This is a genomic window from Dyella acidiphila, from assembly GCF_014863405.1.
GTDB classification, from domain to species: Bacteria; Pseudomonadota; Gammaproteobacteria; order Xanthomonadales; family Rhodanobacteraceae; genus Dyella_B; species Dyella_B acidiphila.
This window is the reverse complement of sequence record NZ_JACZZA010000018.1, coordinates 24,379-48,551: the sequence shown is the minus strand read 5'-3', so window position 1 is coordinate 48,551 and position 24,173 is coordinate 24,379. Positions and strand designations below refer to the sequence as shown.

Genomic DNA, 24,173 nt, shown 5'->3' with positions numbered 1-24,173 from the left:
TGGATCATCAGGGGGAGTAATGTTTGGAATTTTCAAGAAAAAAGAGCCACCACAAGAACCACCCAGGAAGATGCCGCCGGTTCCCAAGTGGAGGCCGGACATTCGCCAGCCAGTGGATGAGATCGTCGAGCGCCTCCGGTTCTATACGAATCAACAGCGTGATTTGGTTGTATTTGAGCATGGAACTTGCGTGCTCTTGCCAGATGGGCTTTCTGACGAACAGGCGACGTCCCACGCCAAGGACGTACTGGCCAAGATCTATCATTTCCATCCCGACATGAACCCGCTGTCGATGAAGGATGGAAACGTCTTAGTCCAATACAACCATCCTGCCGTCAATCTCGTTCTTGACAGTCTTGCTACCAAAAACTGGAAAGCTATCGAGGAGCATCATCTGGAGGCGTTGACCACCAGTGAGGTGCTGATAACCCCTCTCGGTCCAAACAAGTTTGATGCCTTTGGCATGAAGGCGCTTTTCGGGCGATGCTTCATGTTTATGGACGCTCAAGAACCTAACGTACTTAGGGTCGTCCGCAAAACAATCTAGTATTCAATAATGGGCGTTGTGTCCACTTCGCCCCAAGGTGGTCATGGAAAGGCAAGTGGATAGTCGAGAGCTCATAGTGCTACTGGAATCGCCATTCGAAGACATCGCATCGCCTGATCTCATGCGCGACGCAATTGAAGCAGGATTGCGGTGGCCCACTCCCTATTGGCCTGAATTAGCCGTCAAATGACTTGAGCTGGGTGTGCCAATGGATGCCGGGATAATGAATCTTCTGGACGACGTGGCTGCAACGAGCCAGTTCCCTCAGCGCCTTCGGCATCGAGCGTTCGCTCTTGCCCGCAAGTTCGAAAAGTCACAAAGTGGCGGATAACTTGTAGGAGTAAGGCGGCCCGTAGGTAGTTGATCGCATGTAACCGCCGCGGGCCCGTTTTCGGATTCGCTTTTCCAACGTATGATGCTATGGGGGCATAGGCGGTGATCTTTCCTCGGTATCAGCGAGGTAAATTTTGTCTTGCTATGGATCAGGGGCTTTTAGCTAAATCCGTATCCGCTTCCGAGCTTGGAGGCGGCGGTAATCGTCATAAATGACTGGGGGAGTCATGGAACCGAATTTTTCCGATCTCAAGTTCAATAAGAACCAGAAGAGCGATTTGACCGCGCGGGAAATATCCAAGGGGCAAAAGGCAATCATTTATGCCTTTCTCATCAATCTCGTCGCTATCGTTCCGGTCGTGGTTCTGCCCAGTCTCAATGTCTCCCATAACGTGGGTGGCTACATCATTCTGGCCACTTGGATAGTTCGCTTGGGGACCATTGCGTTGGGACTTTACGGAATCTTCAAGATTGCGAGCGAACTCGGATGGTCGGATTTGGCAAAGCTAGCCACGTTTGTTTTATTGCTAATTCCTGTGATCAATTTGATCGCTTTACTCGTCGTCAACGGCAGGGCGACGGCCTTCTTAAAGAAGGCGGGCTATAAAGTCGGTTTAGCGGGCGCCTACAAATAGTGGTCAAAAACATCCCTCGACTGGCTTTCTCCAAAAGCTGGGAACGGGCCAGGTTGAAGTTTTGGCAAGGCAATACTTAAGGGGCTGCGTTCAACAGCTGAGTGCAGGAATTATCACCGGGATGCACATCCGACCATCTGGTAGCCAGGTATATGGATATCCGCCAACTTAAACAAATGCGCCGACATCGTCGCCTTTTTCGTCTCATGGGTTTTGTCTGGGCACTTGTCGGTGGCATGTTGCTGCTCTCTTGTATTCCACTGGTTTTGGATCCGAACGCATCTATTGTTTATAACGGTGTCCGTACAACGGCATTTGGACCGAAGCTATCCGCTGCGCTTTTTGCTGGGGGATTCGTGGTCGCCGGGCTTTGTTTCTTATTTGTGCCGGCACGCTTTCTGGATCGTCTCTATGTTTGGCGTCAGTCGGCGCTGTCTGCGCTATTTTTCTGGCGTAGGTAGTGGTGTGGGCGCATCGACTTTCGATGGCGGCCCTTGCAAGTTGTCGTCAACGCCCATGGGGGCGATGGGTGAACAGGTAAGTCATAGCCATCGCTAGGTGCATTCAACATGAAATTCAGCAATCTTGAGCAATCAGCACTGCAACTAAATCAGCTCTACGAACAACTGGAGATCAAAAAGTATGGACGCATCTGGAGCACAGAAGAGCTTACGCTCGGTTTTGTAGGAGATGTGGGCGATCTGGCCAAACTGATCCAGGCAAACGCCGGTGTCCGCGATATTGATGACTGCAAGGCTAAACTTGGTCATGAATTGTCGGACTGTTTGTGGTCGATTATTGTTATTGCAAATAAGTGCGGCATTGATTTGGTGGCGGAGTTCGACAAAAACACCAGGGAACTGGCCGAATATGTATCCGGCGTGCTCGGCGATCAATAAAAGTCTTCATGGTGACGAATTCAAGGCGAAAAGCAGGCCAGAAGTGGTTGCTCCCTTCTAACTACCTCCAGCTTTTTTCGGTTAGCTAAGTTGTTAGATATCTTCATTAAGGAGTGCCAATCGATGTCACCGCGGATGTGGTTCACGCTTGTGTTGCGCTATCTCGCCGTATCAGAGATCTTCTATGGCCTCAGAGATTTCGTTACGGCATACAACGTCCACAATGGCAGTTACTCAGTTAGTGCCACTGCTATCGCCTTTGTGAACCATGGGGTTGCCAGCACGGCCATTGGCCTCGTTGTACTGTTGGGAGCCGCGCACATCTCCGCGCTCCTGGTGTCCCCGCTGCCTGCGAAGCAGGCCGAGCCGAGTAGCGCAGAACCGTCAAACATGTGATGGGTTGACTGATGTCAGCTTTCGACCCAAGACAGGCACAATTACGTATATGACTAAAATCCTTGCTGTTGTTGCCATCTTGGGATTTGTTTCTGCGTGGGGTGTGGGGGTCGTCGCTTGGTTTTTCGCCGTTTTTTTTGCGGTGAAGGCCGTGCGACGGACGAAGGCTGGAATCCGGCTTTGGGGGCGAGGCACCCTATGGAACCCGGCAAACATCCTTTTTGATCCTCAGTCGCTGACTTCCGACGGATTGGCGTACCGCCGAAAATGTTTTATTGCTATAGCGGTTTTTTTTGGTTGTATTGGCGTTCTGCTTTTGATGGCGGTAATCGCGGGCAACCTAGGGTGATCGAATGCCTGCTTTCGATCCGAAAAACAGGTGCCAAGCTCATGAGAAGATGCGGTGATGACCTGTGTTTTTTTACCCGTTCTATCCCTTAACGCGATATTCGGGAATTAGCTCTCAATGAGAGGGCGTTCGAAGCGGAGCGGTGCTTGAGCTATTTGATCAGTGGGGTACGTGCCCTGGAAGCTACTTTGAGCTTCGACTATCTTGGGCTCAGTGGCTCTGCCAGAACCAGGGCTGCTCGGTATGGTGTCCATTGCAGGCATCGAGACGTATAGGGAAATGAAATAGCCCAGGGTGGTTCACTTCTGTCCCGAATAGGACATCCATAAGACAAATTTTTAGCTTCGAGGCCGCCATGTCGTTGGACCAAAGGGAGCAGCCGCGGTGGGTGAAATATCTGGTTTGTACGTTCGCTTTCGTTTGGCTTGGAGTGGTTTCTTATCAGTATGTCAATCCAACTTCGCGCGAAGATCGAGCGATTTTGGAGCATCTGTCCGCCCAACAAATCCAGTCAATAAGCATAGAGCCAGCTAGAGCGGGGTATCCCACTGCCATCAAGTACCCCATCGCCATCGACGATCAGCAAATGATTGGGGTGTTTTCCAAAGCTATGTCCGGGATGCCCATTCACCATCCCGAGCACCCTAGAGTGACTCACGCAGTGACGCTACGTATAAAGCTTAGGAATAGGGTGATTGGTGGTTATCTAGAAGAGAGCGACAACGATGGCACCACTTTCTACTGCATGAGTGACGTGACGGCCGGCTGGGTCTTTGGAACCTATACTGTTTCTGATGGTGGAAAGCTCTTCGAGTTGATTGGCCAACTTGCAGCAGCGCGTCATGATTCGGAATAGTGCAGAAGAGGTATCCGGTGGAGGGTGGCTACTTCATCGCTTTTAACTGCCTCCGGTCCGTTTTCGACGAATCTGATTGCCGAGCATCAAGCAGTTGTCGTTTGACAACTGCTGATTTGTGCCAACAGATGCGTGAAGCTTTGAGGAGCCGGGGCGGACTGTGGGGAATTCATGAGAATGTCCGCTCTCGGCCCTCCAGCGGACCAGAACACTCGATGTTCTTGCTCGACACGCTGACTAGGAAACTCGTCAGAACGCCGCTCGATCGTCCAATGCAGGCGCGCGGCTTTTCCTGAAGGTCAACCAGAGCGCCGACAACAGGAAGTAGAGGCAACCGAACGCAGCGTAGGGTGCGAGTTGTGCGACGCCCGGTGCGACGCCGAAAGACTGTTTGACGAAGAAGATTCCCGCCAGCGCTGATTGCGCGCCACTGAGCATCATGAACGCTTGTCCGCCCAGTTTTCGGCGGCCGACGCCTACGGCCAGCTGAAACAATCCGGCGAGCAGTGCCCATATGCCGAATACCAGCACTGCACCTGCATTGCCGCGCAACGCAAACGCCAATGCCATACATATCGCAACGATCATGCTGGTGAGTGCGTTGAACTTCTGGCCCGGGTTGGCCTGGAGTCCGCCACTTCGTCGGGCGTCGATCACATTGGCCGCTGCATCCCATGCGGGATAAACCACCAGCAGAGTGCCCGCGATAAGTGCCGAGACGGGTCCTGCGAGGATGGCCAGGGCTGCCCAGACAAAAGCGGCGCCGGCGCGAAGGAAATAGAAGTTGCGGAGAGATTTCATGAGCGTTCCTTATGGCGTGATATGACCAACTAGTAGGTAGGTATTTCGCCGCCTGGACCACCTGGGTTACACCCATTTACCGGAAAATGTTTTATCCCCCGCCAAGCGGGTTCGGAGCGCCTACCTAATGGTAGGATGCCGCCATGACGACTCAGGAGAAGCTCATCGACTCGGCCCGGCGCCTTATCCAGACGCGGGGCTACAACGGGTTCAGCTACGCGGATGTCGCTGAAGAGGTGCAGGTGCGCAAGGCAAGCATCCATCACCACTTTCCTGCCAAGTCCGATCTGGCGCGTGCCGTGGTCGAGCAGTCCCGGGCTTTGATTGTTGAGCAGACGCAACTGCTCACCGCCGGAGACTTTGATCCCGAGACGAAGCTGCGGATGTATACCGGCTATTGGGAAAAGTGCATCGCCGACGCCTCGGCCCCCTTTTGTGTCGCTGGCATGCTTGCCTGTGAGTTGCCTACGTTGCCCGACGATCTGGCCGCCGAGGTGCGTGCGCACTTCCGGGACTTGTCCAACTGGCTTGAAATTGTGCTCACGCGCGGCGCGCAGATGGGCCGCTACGAGCTAAAGGGTTCGGCCCGGCAAGAGGCGGAATCGTTCCTGGCCATGGTGTATGGGGCCATGCTGGCCGCACGTGCCTATGGCGATCCCAAGGTTTTCGCCGACATCGTGGCGAATGGTTTGAAAAAGCTGGCCCCAACGCGTGCGCCCAAGCAGCCTGAAATAAGCCGACGCCCGTCTTCGATCCGAAAAAGACCGTAAGCCCATGCTAAAGGGGGAGGCATGTTAGAGCGATTGGCTACCTGGCGGGTGGTATAGCCCTCGTCTTGGTCGCTGTCTTCGCGAGCAACCGTCCGAAGGAGTCGGGTCCGGATACACCGACATGCGGGTGCAGCCCGAGTCGAGTTTGGTGTTTCATCGGTCCAGGCGCGGAGACTTTGTTGGCTGCTCTTTGGCCTATGCCTGGATTCGCTTTGGATGGTGCGGGTGGCATCACCGGTGCGGGGAATCGGTTTGGGGTGTATGAATGCCTTGGTTGCTGCCTTCAGCAAATGACGATTGATCGGTTACGAAGGGGCTGTATGAGCATTGACAAACAAATCAACGAATATATCGCCGGTCAGCCGGAACCAAAGCGCGGAGATATGAAGGAGTTGCACCGCATCATTCTGGATTTAATTCCGAAGGGCAGATTGTGGTTCCTGGATGGCAAGGATGATTCAGGTAAAACCGTTTCTAACCCTAACGTAGGGTATGGAACCCAGATGATGAAGTACGCCAACGGAAGCACCAGAGAGTTCTATCAGGTCGGCATCAGCGCAAACACAGCCGGAATTTCCGTCTACATCCTTGGGATCGAAGACAAGGAATACTTGGCGAAGACCTATGGAAAGGATCTCGGTAAGGCGAAAGTAACTGGGTACTGCATCAAGTTCAAAGCGCTACGCGATATAAATGTAGAGACGCTAAAGGCTGCAATGCAATATGGCATTGATCAGACGGCCATCTAGCATGGTTCGCATCGTGGAGCCTGTTCGTGCTGTTTCGTTGCCCTAGCTGTCTACAGCACTACAGTTTGAGGCCACGCATAGACATCGTCGAACACCTGTCCACTAAATCCTGGGAAATCCAGACATTGCATCTCACTTTACGTAATCTCGTGCTGGGGCATCTAGAGGCTGCGCGATATGATTTTGTTTGTATTCCCGCTGTCAATCCTAATTGCGGCGATAGCGATGATTTCCCTGTCTACGGTCGGAGAAGACGAGCTTCGTCAACGGATCGGGACGATGCAAATCTACAAGTTCCCGGCAGGTACCTTTTATGTGAGCCTCTTGCCAAGCATGTTTTTTGCCATAACGCCGTTATGGCTTGGGCATGATGCTATAGCTCTGGCAGTGTGCGGATGCTTTTCACTGCTTGGATTGGCGGGCGCGTACTACACACGTCAGTATCGATTGATCATAAATTGCCATCAGGTCACTGTCGCTGGGATTTTCAAGCGGCATTTCAACATGAGCGACATAGCGAAGATGGATATGAATGACTCTCGGTACAATCGTGGTCTCCGTATCAGGCTCTACGATGGAAGGAGTTTCTTTATATCGAAGAGCATTATTGAATACGATGCACTGGTCGGCATACTCATCAACGCCGTCAAGCCGGTGGAGCGATAATCGCGGCTTTCGGCGGTATGCAGTGTCCGTTGTCGATCGGCTGGATCGGCCGCCGATGGCGGACCAGGCTGTGATGGTTTCAAACCTCCAGCCTGTCGCCCGTTCTTGCCACCAGCGCATACAACGCAGGCATCAGGAAAATACTGATCAGCAGGCGCGTAAACAAACCGCTGACGATGACCAGCGCAAAGGGGCGCTGGGTATCGGTACCGACGCCGGTAGCGAGTGCGGCGGGGAGCAAGCCGAGTGCGGCGACCAGGGCCGTCATCATGATGGGGCGTAGACGCAGAATGGCGCCTTGGCGAATGGCATCCGCCACCTCGACACCCGCGCGACGCAATTCGTTGACGTAGGAGATATACACCACGGCCGTTTGCACGGAAACGCCGAACAGCGCAAGGAAGCCGATGCCGGACGATACGGAAAACGGTGTTCCGGTCAGCCACAGCGCAACGATGCCGCCGATCGGTGCCGACAGCAGCACTCCCATCACCGTAATGAACGGGAATTTGAAGTTGCTGTAGAGCGTGAACAGAAGCAAGAAGATCAATGCCAGCGTCAACGGCACGATAACGTTCAGCTGCGCGCGCGATGCGGTGTATTCGGTATATTCGCCGCCCCAATCCAGGCGATAGCCTTGTGGCAGCGAGACCTGCTTGTTGACCTGCGCCATGGCATCGCCGACAGCGCCGGCGAGATCGCGGCCTTCCACCGAAAACTGCACGCCGATATAGCGCGAATTGTTTTCGCGATAAATGAACGATGCGCCGTTGGTCACCTTGATATCGGCAAACTCCTTCAGCGGAATTTGCTGGCCGCCCGGCGTGGCGACCAGGATATTGCCGATCTCTTCGGGATTGTCGCGATATTGCTGTTCCAGGCGCACCACGAGATCGAACTGCTTTTCCTGCTGCACCACTTCGGTCGCGACATCGCCGCCAATCGCCGTCTGGATCAATGCATTGATGTCGTTGACATTCACGCCGTAGCGCGCAATGGCGGCACGGTCGATCTTGATGGTCAGGCTGGGCTGGCCAAGTTCCTGCACCAGCGTAACATCGGTAATGCCGCGCACGTGTTGCAACACCTTCCTGATGTCCTTGCCTTTCTCCTGCAGGGTATTGAGGTTGGCGCCGAATATTTTTACCGCAAGCGCGCTTTTGAGCCCCGTCTCCGCTTCATCCACCGCATCCTCCGCGGGCTGCGTGTAGTTGAACATGATGCCGGGAAAGGCCTGCAGCTTCTGGTCGATCGCCTCCGTGAGCGCAGCCTTGGTGCGGTATGTGCCCGTCCACTGCGAATACGGCTTCAGCCCAACGTAAAACTCGACATTGAAAAAGCCGGTGGAATCGGTGCCGTCGTCAGGGCGGCCCAGTTCGGAGGCCACCGTCGTGACTTCGGGAAACGAGCGCAGGATGTCGCGGATCTTCGGCGTGATCTTGGCCGACTCGTCGAACGAGATCGTATACGGCATGGTGGCGCGCACCCACAGCGCCCCTTCGTCCAGATGCGGCATGAATTCCGCACCAATGCGCGGGATCAACAGCAGCGACGCGAGCAGCAATATCGCCGAGCCCAGCGTGGTCGCCCAGGGGCGCTTGAGACAGGCATCGAGGCCCTTGATGTAAACCGACTTGATCGCTTCGAAGATCCGATTGCGCCGCTCGGTAACACCTTTGCGCATGAACCACGCGCACAGTACCGGCAACAGGGTAAGCGTCACGATCAGCGAGCCGACCAGCGCAAAGATCATCGTGTCGGCCATCGGCTTGAACAGTGTGCCCGATGCGCCCGACAGCACGTAGATGGGCAGGAAGCTGACAACGATCACCGCGACGGCGTAGAACAACGGACGATCCACTTCCGCCGCCGCATCCCGGATGATCGCCCTCACATTGAGCGGCGTGCCCTTGCGTTCGGCGAGCTGGCGGAAAATGTTTTCCACCATTACCACGGCGCCGTCGACCAATATCCCAAAGTCGATAGCGCCGATCGACAGCAAATTCGCCGACGCCTTCTGCACATCGAGGCAAATGAATGCGAACAGCAGCGCCAGTGGAATGGTCGCCGCGACAATCAGGCCCGCGCGAACATCGTAGAGAAAGAAAATCAGGATCACCACGACCAGCACCATGCCGCGCAGCAGATTGTCTTCGACCGTCTTGGTGGTCAGCGCGATCAAGTCGGAGCGATCGTAGAACGGCACGACTTTTACGTCTTTCGGCAATATCTGGTCGTTGAGTTCCCTGGTTTTGGCCTCGACACGCTTGAGCACGTCCTGCGTCTTCTCTCCAGTGCGAAGAAGAATCACGCCTTCGACGGCATCGTCGTGCTTCTCGTAGCCGAACTCACCCAGCCGAGGCGCGATACCGATCGTCACGCGACCGACATCCTTGACCAGCACCGGCGTGCCGTTGTGCACGGCGACCACCACGTTGCCGATGTCCTCCAACGTCTGCATTCGGCCCATGCCGCGCACGTAATAGAACTGGCCGCCTTGCGAATAGAAGCCGCCGCCGGAGTTGGCGTTGTTGGCGGTGAGCGATGCCTCGACGGCGGGCGCGGACAGGCCGACCGAGGCGAGTTTTGCCTGGTCCAGCAGCACCTGGTATTGCATGGTGCCGCCGCCAAATCCGGAATCGTCGGCGACGCCTGGCACGGATTTGTATTGAGGCTCGATCGTCCATGCTTCCAGCGTCTTCAGATCCATCGGCGAGCGATCCGTGCTTTGCAGCACGTAGCGATAGATCAGGCCCGAGGGAGCGGAGAGGGGAGAGACCGATGGCGACACGCCGCTGGGCAGGGTAATGTCGCCCAGCCGGTTGAAGACTTCTTGCCGCGCAAAGTAGTCGTCCGTGCCGGTGTCGAACGTAATGATGACGTCGGACAAGCCATACAGCGAAATCGAGCGCGTCGTCGCGGTTTTCGGAATGCCGTTCATGCCCAGCTCGACCGGCACCGTGATCAGGCGTTCGACTTCTTCCGCCGCGTGACCCGGCCATTGCGTAATGATCTCGACAATCGGCGGCGAAAGGTCCGGATAAGCGTCCACCGGCAAGCGCTGCAGCGAATGCACACCCGATCCGGCCAGCACCAGCGTCAGCAGGATGACCAGGAACGATTGTCCCAGCGAAGCGCTGACGATGCGGTTCATGAACGAGGCGGTGCGCGAGGGTGTCTCGCTGGGGGGCAATATGTCGCTCATTGGTTTTGCATGAACTGTACGAAGATGCCGCCGTCGACGACGACTTGATCACCCGCGCGCAAGCCGTCGGGAATTTGGAACTTGTCGCCCACGCGATAACCCTGCGTGACGCTGCGCCGCGCAAAGCTGCCGTCGGCCTGCGATACATAGACGAACGGCAGGTTCTCGTCATCGCGCAGCATCGACGACACCGGCACCAGCATGCCGGTTTCAGCATGCTGAGAATGAATGCGCGCGCTTACATACATCTGTTTGCGCAACAGACCCGACGCATTGTTGACGGCCACGCGTGCCGCCACCATGCGCGTATCGGGGTCTACCAGTTGGGCGACATTGTCGACCCTGCCTTCGATGGGCCTGGCGTCCGTGCTGGTCTGCACATCCACGCTATCGCCCACGTGCACGGACGCAAGATCCGAGTCGGCGATCTGCGCCATCACCCACACGCGAGACAAGTCGGCAACCGTAAAGCACGCGGTGGTGCCGGCCTGCAGCAATTGTCCGGGCGAGATCAGCTTCTCGACCACGGTGCCGGCGATGGGTGAACGGATCACACCTTGAATGCGGGCGATCGGATGCCCCTGTTCGATATCCTTGATGGTTTGCGGATCGACATTCAGCGACACCAGCGTTTGCTTTGCGGCATAGGCATCGGCTTCGGCACTGGCGGCATCGGTTTCGGCCTGGTCGGCTTCCTTCTGCGCGACGCCCTGGTGTTGCAGCAGATCCTTGTCGAGGTCGGCGAGCCGGCGCGCGGTGTGCGCCGTGACCAGTGCCTTGCGATAGGTGCTTACCGCGGTGGCGAAATCGGGGGAATCGACGTAGGCGAGCGGATCGCCTTTCTTCACCTTGTCGCCCGGAGAAACCACCAGACGCGAAACGGGGCCGGAGATGGGGGCCAGCACGCTGGTGGATTGATCGTTGTCGAAATCCACGACGCCGGTCGTGTCGATAGTGCGATTGAACTGCTCGACCGCCACGGTGTACAGCTTGATGTGCTGGCGTTGCGTCGCTGTCAGCGTCACATTCGCCGGGGTCGTCGAGGCGGCCGGCGTGTCGCCCTCGTTGGATGAGCAGCCGGCGCAAAGTGCACAGGCCAGCAGCGCGATAAGCATCGTCGCATGTCGGTGCTGCACCCGCGGACGGCCCGGCACGCCTGTCCAGCCGGCTAGGGAATTAATGTTCATCTGGATCCCGATTTAAGTCCGAACGATGCCACCAGCCACCACCGAGCGCCTGAAAGAGCGCCGCGGTATCCGCGAAGCGATTTGCCTGCGCCACGATCAGGTTGATCCGTGCCTGTTGATACGCCTGCTGTGCGCTTAGTAACGACAGGTAGCCGGCGTAGCCGTCTTTCCACTGTCGCTCGGACAGGTCGAGTGTCACTTTGGCTGCGTCATTGGCCGCTGCTGCCGCCTTCAATGCCGCTGCATCCTGATCGAGCGCCGTCAAGGTATCGGCCACGCTCTGGAAAGCCGTGAGCACGGTGCTTCGGTACTGCTGCGCGGCTTCCACATAGGCAGCCTTGGCGGCGCGCTCCTGATGCAACAAGGTGCCACCCTGGAAAATGGGTGCGGCAATGTCGGCGCCGATACCCCAAAAGCCGGTACCGGAATGGAACACCTGGCCCATCGCCAGCGCGGTGCTGCCTGCATTCGCGCTCAACGTGATATTCGGCAAGCGATTGGCGGTAGCAACGCCGATCTGCGCGCTCGCTGCGTGCATGTTCGCCTGCGCCTGCAGCACGTCCGGTCGCTGCTCGACCAATGCTGACGGCAGACTTAGCGGCAAATCCTGCGGCAACTGCAGCTTCGCCAGGTCGAAATTTTCGGCAGGCGCATCGCTTGGAAAACGCCCCACCAGCACGGCAAGCGCATCGCGCTGCTGCGCAAGTTGCTTCAGCAACGGCGGCAAAGTGGCCACCGTTTGCGCCAACTGCGATTTCTGCGCGGCAAGATCCAGGCCGCTTGCGTAACCTTTGTCGGCCTGCCGCTGCAGGATCTTCACCATATTCGTGTTGATGTCGATCAGCTCGCGCGTCGCATCGACCTGTGCCTGCAATGAACCTTCCTGCACGGCGGCGACAACGACGTTGGTGCTCAGCGTGATGTGGGTGGCGATCATCTGGAAGCGCACGGAAGCTTCCTGCGCTTTCAGCGATTCCATCGTGCGCCGATTCAAACCAAATACGTCGGGCACGTAGGACACGCTGAGCTGGGGCGTAAACAGGTTGTACAGAAAAGCATTGTTGTTCGGCGTCGGCGAAAGCGTGCCGGACTGGCTTTGCCGCGTGGCGGAGAAATCGGCGGAGAGGTTCGGGTAATAGGCGCCACGTTGTGCCAACACATTTTCATGCGCCACCGTTAACGCGGCCTGCGCGGCTTTGAGATCGGCGTTGTTCTTCAGCGACTCGTCGATCAGGGCATTCAGCGCCGGGGAATGGAACAATGTCCACCAGTCGCGGCTGACATCGCCACCCATCACGAACCGTTGCGCTTCGCCACCGGCGACGCCGGGTGTGGCTTGCGTGGTGCTGACGGGCGTGCCCGTATACCCGGAGACGGCGGGCGCCGCGGGCTTCTTGAAATCAGGACCGACCGCACAACCGGCGATCGACAGCGCCGCCATCGCCAAGCAGATCCGCGCCGTTGGCGCAGCACAAGCAAGTCCCCTGGCGCGACGGACGATCATCGCCTGCCGCCGTGATTACGTGAGTCGCCCATGCTCGAAAGCTTCCGATTGATGTCGGCCAATGAAAACCGCCGTCCTGTCCCCAATTCGATGATAGTGCCGCCGCAGCGCGCGCGAATAATGACTATCGATCTACGCACCCGCCGATACTCCTATCCCGCATATCGGCGCATCGTAAGCTCTTGCGCTTCGCCATGAACGTTTCGATGCCTACGCCGTGTCCACTCTGCCATATCCGGCGCGCCATGAAACGCCGCACCGCCACGTGCGGTTTGCAGCGCGGGCCGTGTCAATTTGCCGCGGCTTTGCAATAACCAGCATGCCTTACGGGCGATCTGCTGCCGGGAAAAATAAACAAGCAACCCAGGTAAAAAGGTCGCGCGATCAAGACGAATGAAGTGGCCGCCGGGGCACGGCCGCGGCAGATAAAATAGAGGGGGATGGCTGGTGTCAAGAATCCGACCATATTGAGAACATCGGTAAATGACCGGATGAGAAGATGGTCAAGAGTGCGGGCCGGAGGCAGTTAATTGCTTTTAACTACCTCCGGCCCGCTTTTAAGAGGCCCGCTTTTAAGATCTCAGCTAGCACCTCAGGCACTGGCTCCGCTTGAGATCAGCCAATCAATGCACCGAAGAACTCGACGTAGGGTAACTATTCGACCCAGACGAATGACGCGTACTGCCGCTCTGCGAACGAGTCCTGCGCTGGTTGGACGTTCCGTTGCCATAGGTCCCATTGGCATCACTGTTCTGCATGCTCGAATTGCCATTGGCACCGGTTCCCGCGCCAGGCGGATTCGTCATGGTGCCATTCGTGCCATTTGTCCCATTCTGCATGGTCCCGTTCTGCGTCGTTCCGCTTTGCCCCGTCGATGGCGTCGGGCTGGTCTGACCCGTCTGCGATCCCTGCGTCTGCGGTGTCATGCCTTGCTGGGCTCCCGCGGCCTGGCCCGCAGTAGTGCCGGCGCTGCCGCCGGTGGTTTGGGCGTAGACAGCGCCTCCTGCCAGTGCGAGTAAGCAGATAGCGGCGGTGATCATGGTGGGTGACTTGCGCATGGGTGGCTCCCGGTTGTGAAGGGGTAGGGGCGCCGAAGTCACGGGCTTTTCATCTGCGATGCATACTCGCCAGGACAGATCGACAAAGCGGCAGATGGCGCGACGCTCCATCACCGTAGCGACGTCATCGTGAGAGGCGCGGCAACCTTCGGTGATTGCCAAGTCTTCTGGCATTATTTGCCGTAATAGCGAGCAGCTATCGCGAGCATGCACGCATCAATGGATGCACTGGGAAACACGAATGCCGAACGAAGGCAGTACCAAGATCATTCACCGCAGAACGCCGGAATCTGCCGCCATGGTTGCCAACGTCAAGCGTGCCATGATGATTACGGCTGAACTCAATCGCCTTACGTTCAACGATGCCGACGCCGTTCGTGCACTGTTTAGCCAGCTTATCGGCAAGCCGGTGGATGAAAGCTTCATGCTGATTCCGCCGTTCTATACCGCAGGTGGCGATGAAATCCGCGTCGGGCGCAATGTGTTCGTCAACCAGAATTGCACGTTCTACGATCTTGGTGGCCTCGATATCGGGGACGATGTGATGATCGGGCCGAATGTAAGCATCATCACGGCTGGGCACCCGCTGGATCCGTCGCAACGCCGCGCGGTAACGATCGGGAAACCCATTGTGATCGGGCGCAATGTCTGGATCGGCGCCGGTGCAACCATTATTGGCGGTGTCACGGTAGGCGAAAATGCGGTGGCGGCAGCGGCGGCGGTGGTCACCAAGAATGTGCCGCCCAATACGCTGGTGGGAGGGAATCCCGCGCGGGTTATTCGTGCCATTGGGGAGAGCTGAAGGCGCTCCGGCGCGGATCCATTCTGTGCTACCTTCCGTCCCGGCGTCGCAAGCCGCCTCCGGGTCCGCGGAAAGGGTTCAACCCACTTGTCACTTGCTTGCCACCACCAACCTTTGTGCAGCCGGGCTTGCGGACCTTCGGCATTCAGTGCATGGAGGTTGTGATGAAAGCATTGCCCGCTCGTCCGCATCTGGATCATCTGAAGAAGCAGGCCAAGACCCTGCTCGATGAAGTCCGCCAGGGAAATCGCGACGCACTCGAACGCATCCGGCTCGCTTTGCCGGCTGCCGCGTCGCTGGATCATGATGCCATCGCCCGCATGGATCTGCGGCTGCACGATGCGCAATCCTGCGTCGCCCGTGAATACGGCTTCGCCTCGTGGACGCAATTGAAAGATTATGTGGCGCTTGCCGCCGTAAATGCCGATGCCGCGCAGCGTCGCGAGCAATGGCAGTGCTGGGCCTTCGGCTATGGCTATCAGGTGGCCAAGCCGCAGCTGGCGCAGCGCTTGCTGCATGCGCATCCGGATCTGCTTACCGGTGACCCGGTGCTTGCTTGTGCGGTAGGCGATACCGCAGCGGTGCAGGCGGCCATGGCTGCCGATCCGCAGTGGGTTACACAGGGCAGGGCGGATAACGCCATGACGCCTTTGCTCAGCGCGAGCTTTTCCGCCTTGGTCGCGTTGCCGGCCTATGCGCCGGGCATTCGCGCCTGCGTGAAGCTGTTGCTGGCGGCGGGCGCGGATCCGAATGTCGCCTGGATGGATCCGCTGCTGCCGAACGATCCATTGAGCGCCCTGTATGGTGCCGCTGGCCGCAACCACGATGTGGATATCGCCCGCATGCTGCTGCAAGCGGGCGCCAATCCCAATGATGGCGAATCGCTGTATCACGCTACCGAAGATGCGGATACCACGCTGGTGGCCATGTTGCTGCAGGCCGGCGCGCGGGTCAGCGGCTGCAATGCGCTGTTTCGTGCGCTGGATGGGGAACTGCCGGATACCTTGCGCTTGCTGTTGGCGCATGGTGGCGATGCGAACGAAGCCGGCCCGCACGGTGCGCCGCTGTTGCATGCGATTCATCGGCGCCGTTCACCGGAGATTATCGGCATGCTGCTCGATGCCGGTGCCGATCCGGCGGTGTGCGACAAGCACGGCATGAGTGCGTACCGGCTGGCACATCGCCTGGGGCTTACGGCGGTGGCGCAGCGTCTGCTGCAGGCCGGTGCCGTCGCGGATGACAAACCCGTCGATACCTTCTTGAATGCCTGTGCGCGTGCCGATCGCGCCAAGGTAAAGGCGCTACTCATCGCGAATCCCGGCTTGATCGGCAAGCTCTCGGCGCGTGCCTTGCGCATGTTGCCGGAGCTGGCCTCCACCGGTTGCGATGAAGCGGTGCGGGTGATGGTGGAAGCGGGCTGGCCGATTGCCGTGCGTGGCGGCGATATCGATGGCAGTGCACTTAACTGGGCAGTTTTTCGTGGCAATGCGCCGCTGGCCGCGTTTCTGCTGGCACACGGCGCACACTATGACGAACCGCACGGCTATAACGACAACGTCTACGGCACGCTCTGCTTCGCCGCCATCGCCGAGACCACGCCGGGCGGCGATTGGCTGGCCTGTGCCAAAGCGCTGATCGAGGCGGGCTCGCCCATTCCAGCGCTGCGCTATCAATTTCCGGAGGAAATCGCGGCATATTTCGAGGAATTGCGCGGCCATCACGATCCGGCCTAGTGTCCCACCGGTTGGCTTGCGCTACAGTCGGCGGATCGGTTCCACCAAGGGAGCGGCGCGGTGAAATCCGCTCACGTGCATAAACTGATCTGGCCCTTGCTTGTCCTGGCGCTGCTGCTGGTGGTGCTGCGCCTGTGCTTGCCGATGTGGGTACGTCATTACTTGGATCAGCGCATCGAGCACATGGGGCCGTATCACGGCACCATGTCCGATATTAATCTGCATATCTGGCGCGGCAGCTACACCATCCGCGATCTGCGCATCGACAAGGTGGATGGCCCTTCGAAGGAGCCCTTCCTCAACGCGCCGCGCACCGAGATTGCCGTGAGCTACAGCGCGCTGCTGCATGGCAGCTTCCGCGGCAAGGTGGATTTCTACGACGCCACCGTCAATTTTATCGACGGCAAAAGCGACAGCGAGCGGCAGACTGGCAAAGGCGTGAACTGGAGCGAGGCGCTGAATATCCTTATTCCCGCCCAGCTGGATGAAGTGCGCGTGCACAACGGCACCGTCACTTTCCGCAACTTTGTTTCCAGCCCGCGCGTGGATCTCACCATGAACCATGTCGAGGGCACCGCCACCAATCTGTCGGAGAAGCGCCAGAACGGCGCACGCATGGCCACGCTGCACGCTACCGCCACCGTTCTTGGCGATGCACCGCTGGAGACGGATGCCACCTTCGATCCGGGTAATCACTTCGGCGATTTCGATTACCACATCAAGGCCACGCAGATTCAGCTGGTGCGCGCCAATGCATTGGCGCGTGCCTACACCGGCCTGGATTTCGCCGCCGGCACCGGCGATTTCACCATGCAGCTGAAGGCGCGCAATGGCGAGCTGGAGGGTTATGCGGAGCCGGTGTTCAAGGATCTGAAGATGTTCAGCTGGAAAAAAGATGTCGAGCAGGAGAAGAAGGGGCCGGTGAAGCTGCTGTATGAGGCAGCGGCACAAGGCGTGGCGTCGCTGCTGAAGAATCCGTCGAACGATCAGATTGTGACGAAAGTTCCGATCAGTGGACGCATCGGCGATAGCCAGATTGGCGAGCCGCAGGCTATCTGGGGTGTGCTGCGTACGGCCTTTGTGCAGGCTTACAAGTCGCAGTTGGAGCATTTGCAGCCGGCGCCGGATAGCGACAATCATTGATCGCTGATGCGTTGCGCATCGCTGGATGATTTGTTTTGGCAGTATGGCGTACAGCGATGAGAAGATTATTCCTACATACAGCTGTCGCCCAGCTTGTTATGTTGTCGTGGTCATCGGCGTTTTTGGTTACAGCTAACCGCCGATGACCCTTGCAGCAATGTAAGGTAGAGGCGCGAGCCGTGAGAGTGACAGCTCCCACGACCCGCTAACCACAATCAACTACGATGGAGTTGTTATGGCTGTCGCCAATGATACGGCACCCGCGTGCCTTTCGGATCTAATCGAGCTTCATTTCGAATGTCCCTCACCGCCCGACGGCATGCTCCCTGCGCGGAGTTTGGATCGGGACCAGCGCAACGCCGCCATGGAGCAGGGTGATGCTTACCTGCTGACTGTGCCGATTGCCGAGCGCGCTTCGAACGCCCACTGCAGTGATATACCGCCGCTTTTGCCTCCCGGCGTGCGTCTCTGCGGCCCGTTTCTGCCGCTCGACTCGGCCGAGCCCCATGGCGTGCCGTTTGCCCTCAACGTTTTGCATCAACACGTCGGTTCGACCCGACGAACGCGCGGCGACTAAGTCACGCGGGTGTTTTTTGAGGGCAGCCATTTGGTGCGCTAGTTGATTCGGCGCGCTACTTTTCGGCACGCCTGGCGATACGGGCGTGCCGTTTTTTAGCGCAGAGGTATTCATTCACATCAAGCAGGATAAGGATTCATGACCAATCAGAATCATGCGGCACGCGTGAGTGCCATTAAATTTTCTTTCAAGTCCGGGGAGGGCGTGGCGCTGGGCGTGGCCATTCTTGAAGACGCGTTGCAGGCTTATAGGCATTTCGAGCAGAAGCACCCGAATATGGTGCAAACCGTGCGCATGCCGTTCGATGTGCAGCAATTGCAACAGCTGCATGCCACGCTGCAGACGCTGGGTGAGTTCGCCGATACGACGGGTAAATAATCCGCGCTGCGTTTGCACGTACCTGCCGCCCAAAATAAAAGCCCCACGGGATTGTCCCGTGGGGCCTTGTTCGGCGCCGACTGACTGGTTGGATCAGCGTGCGCGTGTCTTGCGCGTGGCCTTCTTGGCGGCGCGCTTGCCCGGCGCTGCCTTGGCCTTGCCGGCACCGCCAATCAGCAGGCTGTCGGCGGTAACGCCGCGGCGCTTGATCGCCGCCGCAAACCACAGCGGACGCTTGCCGCGACCGGTCCAGGTCTGGCTGGGATCTTCCGGGTTGCGATATTTGGGGGCTACCGTGCCGCGCTTGACGCCTTTGGCGCCCTTGCCGGCGCCGTGGCCGGGATACACATCCGCAAGACTAAGACCTGCGCTGCTGAGCAATGCATCGATCTTTTTCCTGGCTTCCTGGATCTGATGGGCCCTTGCTTCATGCATGTGCGATTCGGCGTTAGCAATAAGTGCCTTGAGTTCTTTGGGAGACAGAGACTTTAGATCAATAGCCATTGGTGGTCCTTGGTGAAGGGTGTTTCACGGACAAGGTTATATACAGACGTCACGCGAAAGCAATAAACATGGACTTATTTAATGAACGGCGAGTCAGTTTTTGTGAGGGCGGTTTCGTATTTCTTGCATGGGGGTGTGGGGGATAATGCTTAATTAAGTGGTCTTTTTTGTCGGGAGAGGGCCACGGAAAATGTTGAAAAAAGCGATGTGGGGTGGCTTTTTTGCGTGGGTGGGAATTCATTTGGGCGCATGCATTCCTCGGTGTCGTCATTTGCGCAAGGTGAAAATCCGTCGAGGTGCATGTTCCCTCGGGGCCGTGATTCCCGCGGAAGAGGGGATCCCTCGAGGTGCATGTTCCCTCAGAGCCGTCATTCCCGCGAAAGCGGGAATCCATCAAGGTGCATGTTCCCTCAGGGTCGTCATTCCAGCGAAAGCGGGAATCCATCGAGGTGCATGTTCCCTCAGGGTCGTCATTCCAGCGAAAGCGGGAATCCACCGAGGTGCATGTTCCCGCAGAGCCGTCATTCCCGCGAAAGCGGGAATCCATCTTGCTCTGATGCTGAAAGTCAAAATGGATTCCCGCTTTCGCGGGAATGACGGCTTAGTGAGCTCGCGCCTTTAGGTGGTGCGATGTCGTCTTTGGCGACTGATTTTGGGGTGTGTGCCGGAACGTCTGCATAAGGTTCAAGGCAAGCGCGTGCAACCCCACCCCAACCCTCCCCTGCAAGGCAGGGGAGGGGGCCGTGTCGGTGGGGTGCCACATCTGCACGCTTGGGCAATCTGCTCCCTTCCCTACGTGTCCCACGGGACTAGCTTTGCGTCGCGGCAGGGGAGGGTTAGGTTGGGGTGAAGCCCTCACATTCACCCAATCCATCATCCCGGCAAAAACAGCCTCACCCCTCCAAAATCACACCCAAAAAGTTAACTTCCCATCCCCAATCTTCACCAAAACCACCGCTAAAACGCGGCTTTTTTAGCAATATCCCCCCACACCCCGATGCTAGATTGCCCTCGGCAATTGGTGCCAAAACCCATGCAAAGGGGGTATTTATGTTGCGCAATACACACGCTCTGGTTTCGTCCGCACTGTTCACCACCGTGCTGTTCACCGGTCTGTTTTCCGCCCAAGCCTTCGCTACCGAACCCGCTGCGACCGGCCTGGGCCAATCCTGGCCGAGCACGGCCGATGTCAGCACCAGTCCGCACTATCACGTCTACGTATTTGCTCGTGACGGTGTGCGCTATATCCAGGTAAACGATCTCGCCGGCACCGTGCGCGGTGCCGTGGCCATGGCCGATAACGAAGTGTTGGTGTTGCCGGTGGGCGTGGATGCGCCCAAGGTAACGGTGTCATCCGCAAGTACGGCCACACCAAAAACCACCGGCTATGCGGAGAATGTCTACAGCGATGGCGTCAATCGCATCACCGCTGCACCTGCCAGCAATGGCACCGTGCAGCTCACCGTGGTGCCTGCGTTGCTGGGGTGCCCTTATCACGATCCCAGCGATTGCACCGGCAATGTGATCAGCCAGATCGGCAACTGATCTCAGCGGATGTACACCTCAAGTGCGGGGGAGGCGGTATGCCGATCCCGCACTTGTTGGCTGGCATCCAGCAGCAGGAAGGTGATGCGGCATTTATCGGCCCACAGGCGTACATGCAAATCGCCGTCGTACAGGCGCACGTAGTCGCGCATGGCGTCGATGCCCAGGCCGCTGGTGCCGAGTTTCAAGGCCAGCTGCGTGATATCGGGTGTGTGGGGTGGCATATCGTCGAAGCCGAACGGATCGTCCGCGGCTTCGATGCGCAGCAACGCCCAGCGCTGCCCGTTGGTATAGCCGCCACGCAGCGAAGTGGTCAGCGTGGTCCAGGTTTCCTGCGCGCAAAGATGCACCAGCGCCTCGCATGCCAGCCGATAGATCGCGGCATGGGTGCCGGGCGAAAGCTGGCTCAGTCCGCGGCCCTTGATGGCGAAGTGATACGCGAAACCGGCTTCGTCCAGACAGCGGCCGATGGTTTCGCGTAGCGCGGCGGGCAGGCCGCGTTCGCGCCATGCGGTGGGATGCATGGATTCGGCCAGGCGGAACACCTGGCTTTGCGTGGTGGCTGCCTGTTTGTAGTAATTCTGGCCTTCCATCAGCGGCAGCATGTGCTTGAAGCGGTTGAGCAGCCGCGTTTGCGTGAGCTGCATGGTGCCGCCGATCTGTTCCAGCGATTGCGCCGCCTGGCGCATGCGCATTTCGCACAGATAAATGCCTTGCTGGGCGAGCTTCAGCGCAGCCTTGGCATCCAGGCGCTCTTGTTCTTCCGCCGCCTGCTGCATGGTGATGCGTGTGCCCAGCGCGAACAGGCAGGTGGAGGCGAAGGCGACAAAGGCTTGCGCGCCGACCAGGCCGATCGCGTTATGCATTACCTGCATATTGATAAAGATGCAGGTGGTGACTGCAGCGATGCCGATGGCGGCGGCACGCCAGCCGTGTTTCATGGTCAGCCATGCCGCCGGCAGGAACATCGCCATGCGGATCACTTGCTGCGCATCCGGCGAGGCACGCAGCCCCATCCACATCAGCACCGCCAGGCTGGGCAGCAACAACATGACCATTTCCAGCGTCAGCTGGCTTTTGAACCATTGCACGGCCTGCTTGCGCAGCGTGGCCGGCTTGAGCAATTTGAACGCGATCGCCAGCGGCACCAGGGTGAGCATGCCGATATAGCGACCCAGGAACACCTGCACCACGTTCAACACATGGAAGCGATACGGATTGGATTGCGTCACCGTGGCCAGCACCACGAAGATCGCCACCGTCCACACCAACGCTGCCAGGCTCATGCAGATAAACAAGGCATTGACGGCCACGGCGCGACGGGATGCAAACAGTGCCAGCTTGTGCCGGCACCACCACACCACCGGCATGGCATACAGAATGGGTGGAATGGAATTGGCAATGGTCCACGCCAGGCCGAATTCGCCCGCGCTTTCCAGGTTCTGGTAAATCAGCGGACCGACTTCGGCCAGCGCCAGGCTGGGCCAGTAGCGATAGGGCATCAGCAGCAGGCAGGCCATGCGCAGGCCGCAGGTAATCGCCCATACGCTGCTCGCGTAGGGTCGCAACACTGCGAACACCACCCCATATGCCACACATACTGCAACCTGACGCACCCACAGGTTCGCTGTGATGGACTTAAGCATTTTCGCCGCTCCCCAAGCTCGCGGTAACCGCACCCCAGCCGTCCCTGAGCGGTATGACTTCCGGCAAGTTCCAGCAATTACAGCCAATAAAGCCAGGACTGTGCCATCGACGGACAAAACACGTGATGGCAAGTAATACGCAACGGCGTGGACGCCGATCGTGGTCGACGGCCTAGGGGCCATCATACGCGCGGAAATTAGGAAAAAGGTGAAGAAAAATAGGCAGTGCGCGCTTGCTTTATGACAGTTTCGGTCGACTTTCGCAGGAACCTGGCGCGCGCTAAGGCCTTGCTTCGTGTGAGATAATGGCTGTTCCCGCTACACCCCAAGTCGCCATGACCCTCCCTAAAGATGCCTTTCGCCGCTTCCAGGAAGAACTCGCGGCCCTCGACAAGCAGATTGAAGATCGCGGCCCCCCAAAGCCGACCGCGAAGCAGACTGCCAAACAAGCGGCCCTGTCCGCCATGGAACGGGCCAGGCAAGAATTCCTGGCGTTGCGCCAGCGTCACAATTTGACGGTGGCGGACGTGATTGCCTTTTTCCCCGAGGAAGAGGGCATTGCCTACCTGCAAAGCCTGATCGCCCAGACCGAGGCCAAGCCGCGCCGCGGCCGCAAACCCAAGGTCCTCAGCGTGGAGTAGGTGCGGGCGGCTAGCGCAGCAGGTGGCGAAGCAGCGCAATCAGCTGTTCGCCGCCCAGCATGCCGAACAGTCCGATCAGGGCCACGGTGGGCGGGGCCGGCGATTTGACCCGCAGCAGGCCATAGATCACGCCGACCAGCAGCCCCACGCCCAGCGATACGAGATAAGCCTTCATGGCGATGTCCTTCGGGTTATCGCGGGGGTCAGGGAAGCAGCACCACACGGCCGGGCGTGCCCTGGGCTACGGCCGCATAGGCCGCACGACCATCCGCCAGCGTATAGCGATGGGCGATCACCGGCGGGTCGAAGTGGCCGCGATCGAAACGTTGCGCAATGGCCTGCATCAGCGGTGCGGATTCGACCACGCCGAGCTTGGCGCTGTCGGCACCGAGCAGCTGGGTTTCGTTGTGATAGAAATCGATCAGATCGAACTCCACCCGGCGCCGCCCGGTGGCGCTGATTTCCACCACCCGGCCACGGCGCCGGGCCAGGCCCAAGGCAGTTTCGAAAGCCACGCCGCCGACGCTGTCGAACACCACGTCCACGCCATCGGCGAGCTGATCCAGGCTGCGCAGGTGTTCCACCGTATGCTCGTCGTAAGGTACGAACGCATCGATGCGGCGCGCGGCTGGGGCATCGGCGGCAACGGGATGGCGATCGATGCCGATCACCCGGCAGCCCAGCGATTTGGCAATTTGCGTTACCGCGCCGCCCACGCCGCCACCGGCACCGATCACGGCAATGGTTTCGCCTTCGCGCAGCTGCGCATAGGTGACCGTGCCCAGCCACGCGACCACGAAATTCACGCCGATGGCCGAGGCCTGTTCGTGGCTCAGCGCGGCGGGTTTGCGCACCAGGGCCGTGGTGGGCAGGCAGATGTATTGGGCATGCGTGCCATCGCGGGTAAAGCCGGTATCGCCGCCGGTGCCCCACACCTCGGCACCGATCCACTCCGCCGGGCCTTGTTCGACCACGCCGCTGAAATCACGGCCGGGAATGCGGGGCAGGGTGGTTTGCGCGAAATGGCCGGCCACGTTTTTCACGTCGCTGGGATTGACCGAAGCAGCATGGATGCGCACCAGGGCTGCATCGGTGCCGCTGGCGGGTAGGGTGGCATCCACGTATTCCAGTACCTCGGGCGCGCCGTGGCGCTTGAATTGCAGGGCTTTCATGGGGGCTGCCGTGTGGCGCAAGCAGTGCTTGCCGATGTGGAGCAGTCTAGGTGACCGGCATGTTGGGTATCGGTCAA

The 24,173-nt window shown here is 58.5% G+C and carries 24 protein-coding genes; 16 read left to right on the top strand and 8 right to left on the bottom strand.

Translation table 11 applies throughout. The features are described from left to right. Positions 1-19 precede the first annotated feature (19 nt). The 6 genes from IGX34_RS21095 (at position 20) to IGX34_RS21070 (ending at position 4,015) form a co-directional block, all read left to right on the top strand. Entirely contained in the window at positions 20-547 is a 528-nt protein-coding gene (locus IGX34_RS21095; RefSeq protein ID WP_192557731.1) for a hypothetical protein, read from the top strand. A gap of 560 nt (positions 548-1,107) precedes the next feature. Then, positions 1,108-1,515 (top strand): hypothetical protein, encoded by a 408-nt coding sequence (locus IGX34_RS21090; protein ID WP_192557730.1) that lies wholly within the window; start codon positions 1,108-1,110, stop codon positions 1,513-1,515. Positions 1,516-1,667: 152 nt separating this feature from the next. Continuing rightward, entirely contained in the window at positions 1,668-1,976 is a 309-nt protein-coding gene (locus tag IGX34_RS21085) for a hypothetical protein (RefSeq protein WP_192557729.1), read from the top strand. 108 nt (positions 1,977-2,084) lie between these two features. Beyond that, a complete protein-coding gene (locus IGX34_RS21080; protein WP_192557728.1) occupies positions 2,085-2,414 on the top strand; it encodes a nucleoside triphosphate pyrophosphohydrolase family protein in 330 nt (109 codons plus the stop codon). A 445-nt stretch (positions 2,415-2,859) separates the two neighbouring features. After that, positions 2,860-3,159 carry a hypothetical protein gene (locus IGX34_RS21075; protein ID WP_192557727.1) on the top strand — a complete coding sequence of 100 codons (300 nt, stop codon included), beginning with the start codon at positions 2,860-2,862 and terminating at the stop codon, positions 3,157-3,159. A 388-nt stretch (positions 3,160-3,547) separates the two neighbouring features. Beyond that, positions 3,548-4,015 carry a hypothetical protein gene (locus IGX34_RS21070; protein WP_192557726.1) on the top strand — a complete coding sequence of 156 codons (468 nt, stop codon included), beginning with the start codon at positions 3,548-3,550 and terminating at the stop codon, positions 4,013-4,015. Between the two features lie 249 nt (positions 4,016-4,264). Here IGX34_RS21070 and IGX34_RS21065 read toward each other — a convergent pair whose 3' ends face one another. Next, positions 4,265-4,816, bottom strand: a complete 552-nt coding sequence (locus tag IGX34_RS21065) for a DUF308 domain-containing protein (RefSeq protein WP_192557725.1) — start codon at positions 4,814-4,816, stop codon at positions 4,265-4,267. A 143-nt stretch (positions 4,817-4,959) separates the two neighbouring features. On the opposite strand from IGX34_RS21065, the gene IGX34_RS21060 reads away from it, so the two are divergent. From IGX34_RS21060 to IGX34_RS21050, 3 genes are all read left to right on the top strand, one after another. Next, entirely contained in the window at positions 4,960-5,586 is a 627-nt protein-coding gene (locus tag IGX34_RS21060; protein ID WP_192557724.1) for a TetR/AcrR family transcriptional regulator, read from the top strand. A 320-nt stretch (positions 5,587-5,906) separates the two neighbouring features. Further along, entirely contained in the window at positions 5,907-6,335 is a 429-nt protein-coding gene (locus tag IGX34_RS21055) for a DUF1801 domain-containing protein (protein WP_192557723.1), read from the top strand. A gap of 177 nt (positions 6,336-6,512) precedes the next feature. Continuing rightward, on the top strand, positions 6,513-7,001 hold the full coding sequence (locus IGX34_RS21050) for a hypothetical protein (RefSeq protein WP_192557722.1): 489 nt from the start codon (positions 6,513-6,515) through the stop codon (positions 6,999-7,001). A gap of 79 nt (positions 7,002-7,080) precedes the next feature. Here the strand turns inward: IGX34_RS21050 and IGX34_RS21045 are convergent, their stop codons facing one another. The 3 genes from IGX34_RS21045 to IGX34_RS21035 are packed head-to-tail and all read right to left on the bottom strand — an operon-like array spanning position 7,081 to position 12,834. Beyond that, on the bottom strand, positions 7,081-10,206 hold the full coding sequence (locus tag IGX34_RS21045; protein ID WP_225737673.1) for an efflux RND transporter permease subunit: 3,126 nt from the start codon (positions 10,204-10,206) through the stop codon (positions 7,081-7,083). Continuing rightward, positions 10,203-11,393: an efflux RND transporter periplasmic adaptor subunit gene (locus tag IGX34_RS21040; protein ID WP_225737672.1), complete on the bottom strand. Its 1,191-nt coding sequence runs from the start codon at positions 11,391-11,393 to the stop codon at positions 10,203-10,205. The genes IGX34_RS21045 and IGX34_RS21040 overlap by 4 nt, the downstream gene beginning before the upstream one ends. Further along, positions 11,383-12,834: an efflux transporter outer membrane subunit gene (locus tag IGX34_RS21035; RefSeq protein WP_225737671.1), complete on the bottom strand. Its 1,452-nt coding sequence runs from the start codon at positions 12,832-12,834 to the stop codon at positions 11,383-11,385. Before IGX34_RS21035 ends, IGX34_RS21040 begins: the two co-directional genes overlap by 11 nt. A gap of 1,362 nt (positions 12,835-14,196) precedes the next feature. Here IGX34_RS21035 and IGX34_RS21030 point away from each other — a divergent pair. The 5 genes from IGX34_RS21030 (at position 14,197) to IGX34_RS21010 (ending at position 18,588) form a co-directional block, all read left to right on the top strand. Next, positions 14,197-14,757, top strand: coding sequence for a DapH/DapD/GlmU-related protein (locus tag IGX34_RS21030; protein ID WP_192557720.1), 561 nt, complete (start codon positions 14,197-14,199; stop codon positions 14,755-14,757). A gap of 164 nt (positions 14,758-14,921) precedes the next feature. Then, positions 14,922-16,490 carry an ankyrin repeat domain-containing protein gene (locus IGX34_RS21025; protein WP_192557719.1) on the top strand — a complete coding sequence of 523 codons (1,569 nt, stop codon included), beginning with the start codon at positions 14,922-14,924 and terminating at the stop codon, positions 16,488-16,490. A 60-nt stretch (positions 16,491-16,550) separates the two neighbouring features. Beyond that, the gene (locus IGX34_RS21020) at positions 16,551-17,633 is read left to right on the top strand and encodes an AsmA family protein (RefSeq protein ID WP_192557718.1); all 1,083 of its coding nucleotides are present in this window, start codon (positions 16,551-16,553) and stop codon (positions 17,631-17,633) included. Positions 17,634-17,868: 235 nt separating this feature from the next. Further along, positions 17,869-18,210, top strand: a complete 342-nt coding sequence (locus tag IGX34_RS21015; RefSeq protein WP_192557717.1) for a hypothetical protein — start codon at positions 17,869-17,871, stop codon at positions 18,208-18,210. 138 nt (positions 18,211-18,348) lie between these two features. Then, positions 18,349-18,588 carry a hypothetical protein gene (locus tag IGX34_RS21010; RefSeq protein ID WP_192557716.1) on the top strand — a complete coding sequence of 80 codons (240 nt, stop codon included), beginning with the start codon at positions 18,349-18,351 and terminating at the stop codon, positions 18,586-18,588. 93 nt (positions 18,589-18,681) lie between these two features. On the opposite strand, the gene IGX34_RS21005 is transcribed toward IGX34_RS21010, so the two are convergent. Then, entirely contained in the window at positions 18,682-19,023 is a 342-nt protein-coding gene (locus IGX34_RS21005) for an H-NS histone family protein (protein WP_238482214.1), read from the bottom strand. A 1,119-nt stretch (positions 19,024-20,142) separates the two neighbouring features. Between IGX34_RS21005 and IGX34_RS21000 the strand changes: the two genes are divergently transcribed. After that, entirely contained in the window at positions 20,143-20,637 is a 495-nt protein-coding gene (locus IGX34_RS21000) for a hypothetical protein (RefSeq protein WP_192557714.1), read from the top strand. A 2-nt stretch (positions 20,638-20,639) separates the two neighbouring features. On the opposite strand, the gene IGX34_RS20995 is transcribed toward IGX34_RS21000, so the two are convergent. Continuing rightward, positions 20,640-22,283, bottom strand: coding sequence for an MASE1 domain-containing protein (locus IGX34_RS20995; protein ID WP_225737670.1), 1,644 nt, complete (start codon positions 22,281-22,283; stop codon positions 20,640-20,642). 335 nt (positions 22,284-22,618) lie between these two features. Here IGX34_RS20995 and IGX34_RS20990 point away from each other — a divergent pair, with 335 nt between their 5' ends. Then, on the top strand, positions 22,619-22,924 hold the full coding sequence (locus IGX34_RS20990; RefSeq protein WP_192557712.1) for a 2-hydroxyacyl-CoA dehydratase: 306 nt from the start codon (positions 22,619-22,621) through the stop codon (positions 22,922-22,924). 10 nt (positions 22,925-22,934) lie between these two features. On the opposite strand, the gene IGX34_RS20985 is transcribed toward IGX34_RS20990, so the two are convergent. Both IGX34_RS20985 and IGX34_RS20980 read right to left on the bottom strand, forming a co-directional pair. Further along, entirely contained in the window at positions 22,935-23,099 is a 165-nt protein-coding gene (locus tag IGX34_RS20985; protein WP_192557711.1) for a DUF1427 family protein, read from the bottom strand. A gap of 28 nt (positions 23,100-23,127) precedes the next feature. Continuing rightward, positions 23,128-24,096: a quinone oxidoreductase family protein gene (locus tag IGX34_RS20980; protein ID WP_192557710.1), complete on the bottom strand. Its 969-nt coding sequence runs from the start codon at positions 24,094-24,096 to the stop codon at positions 23,128-23,130. Between the last annotated feature and the right edge of the window lie 77 nt (positions 24,097-24,173).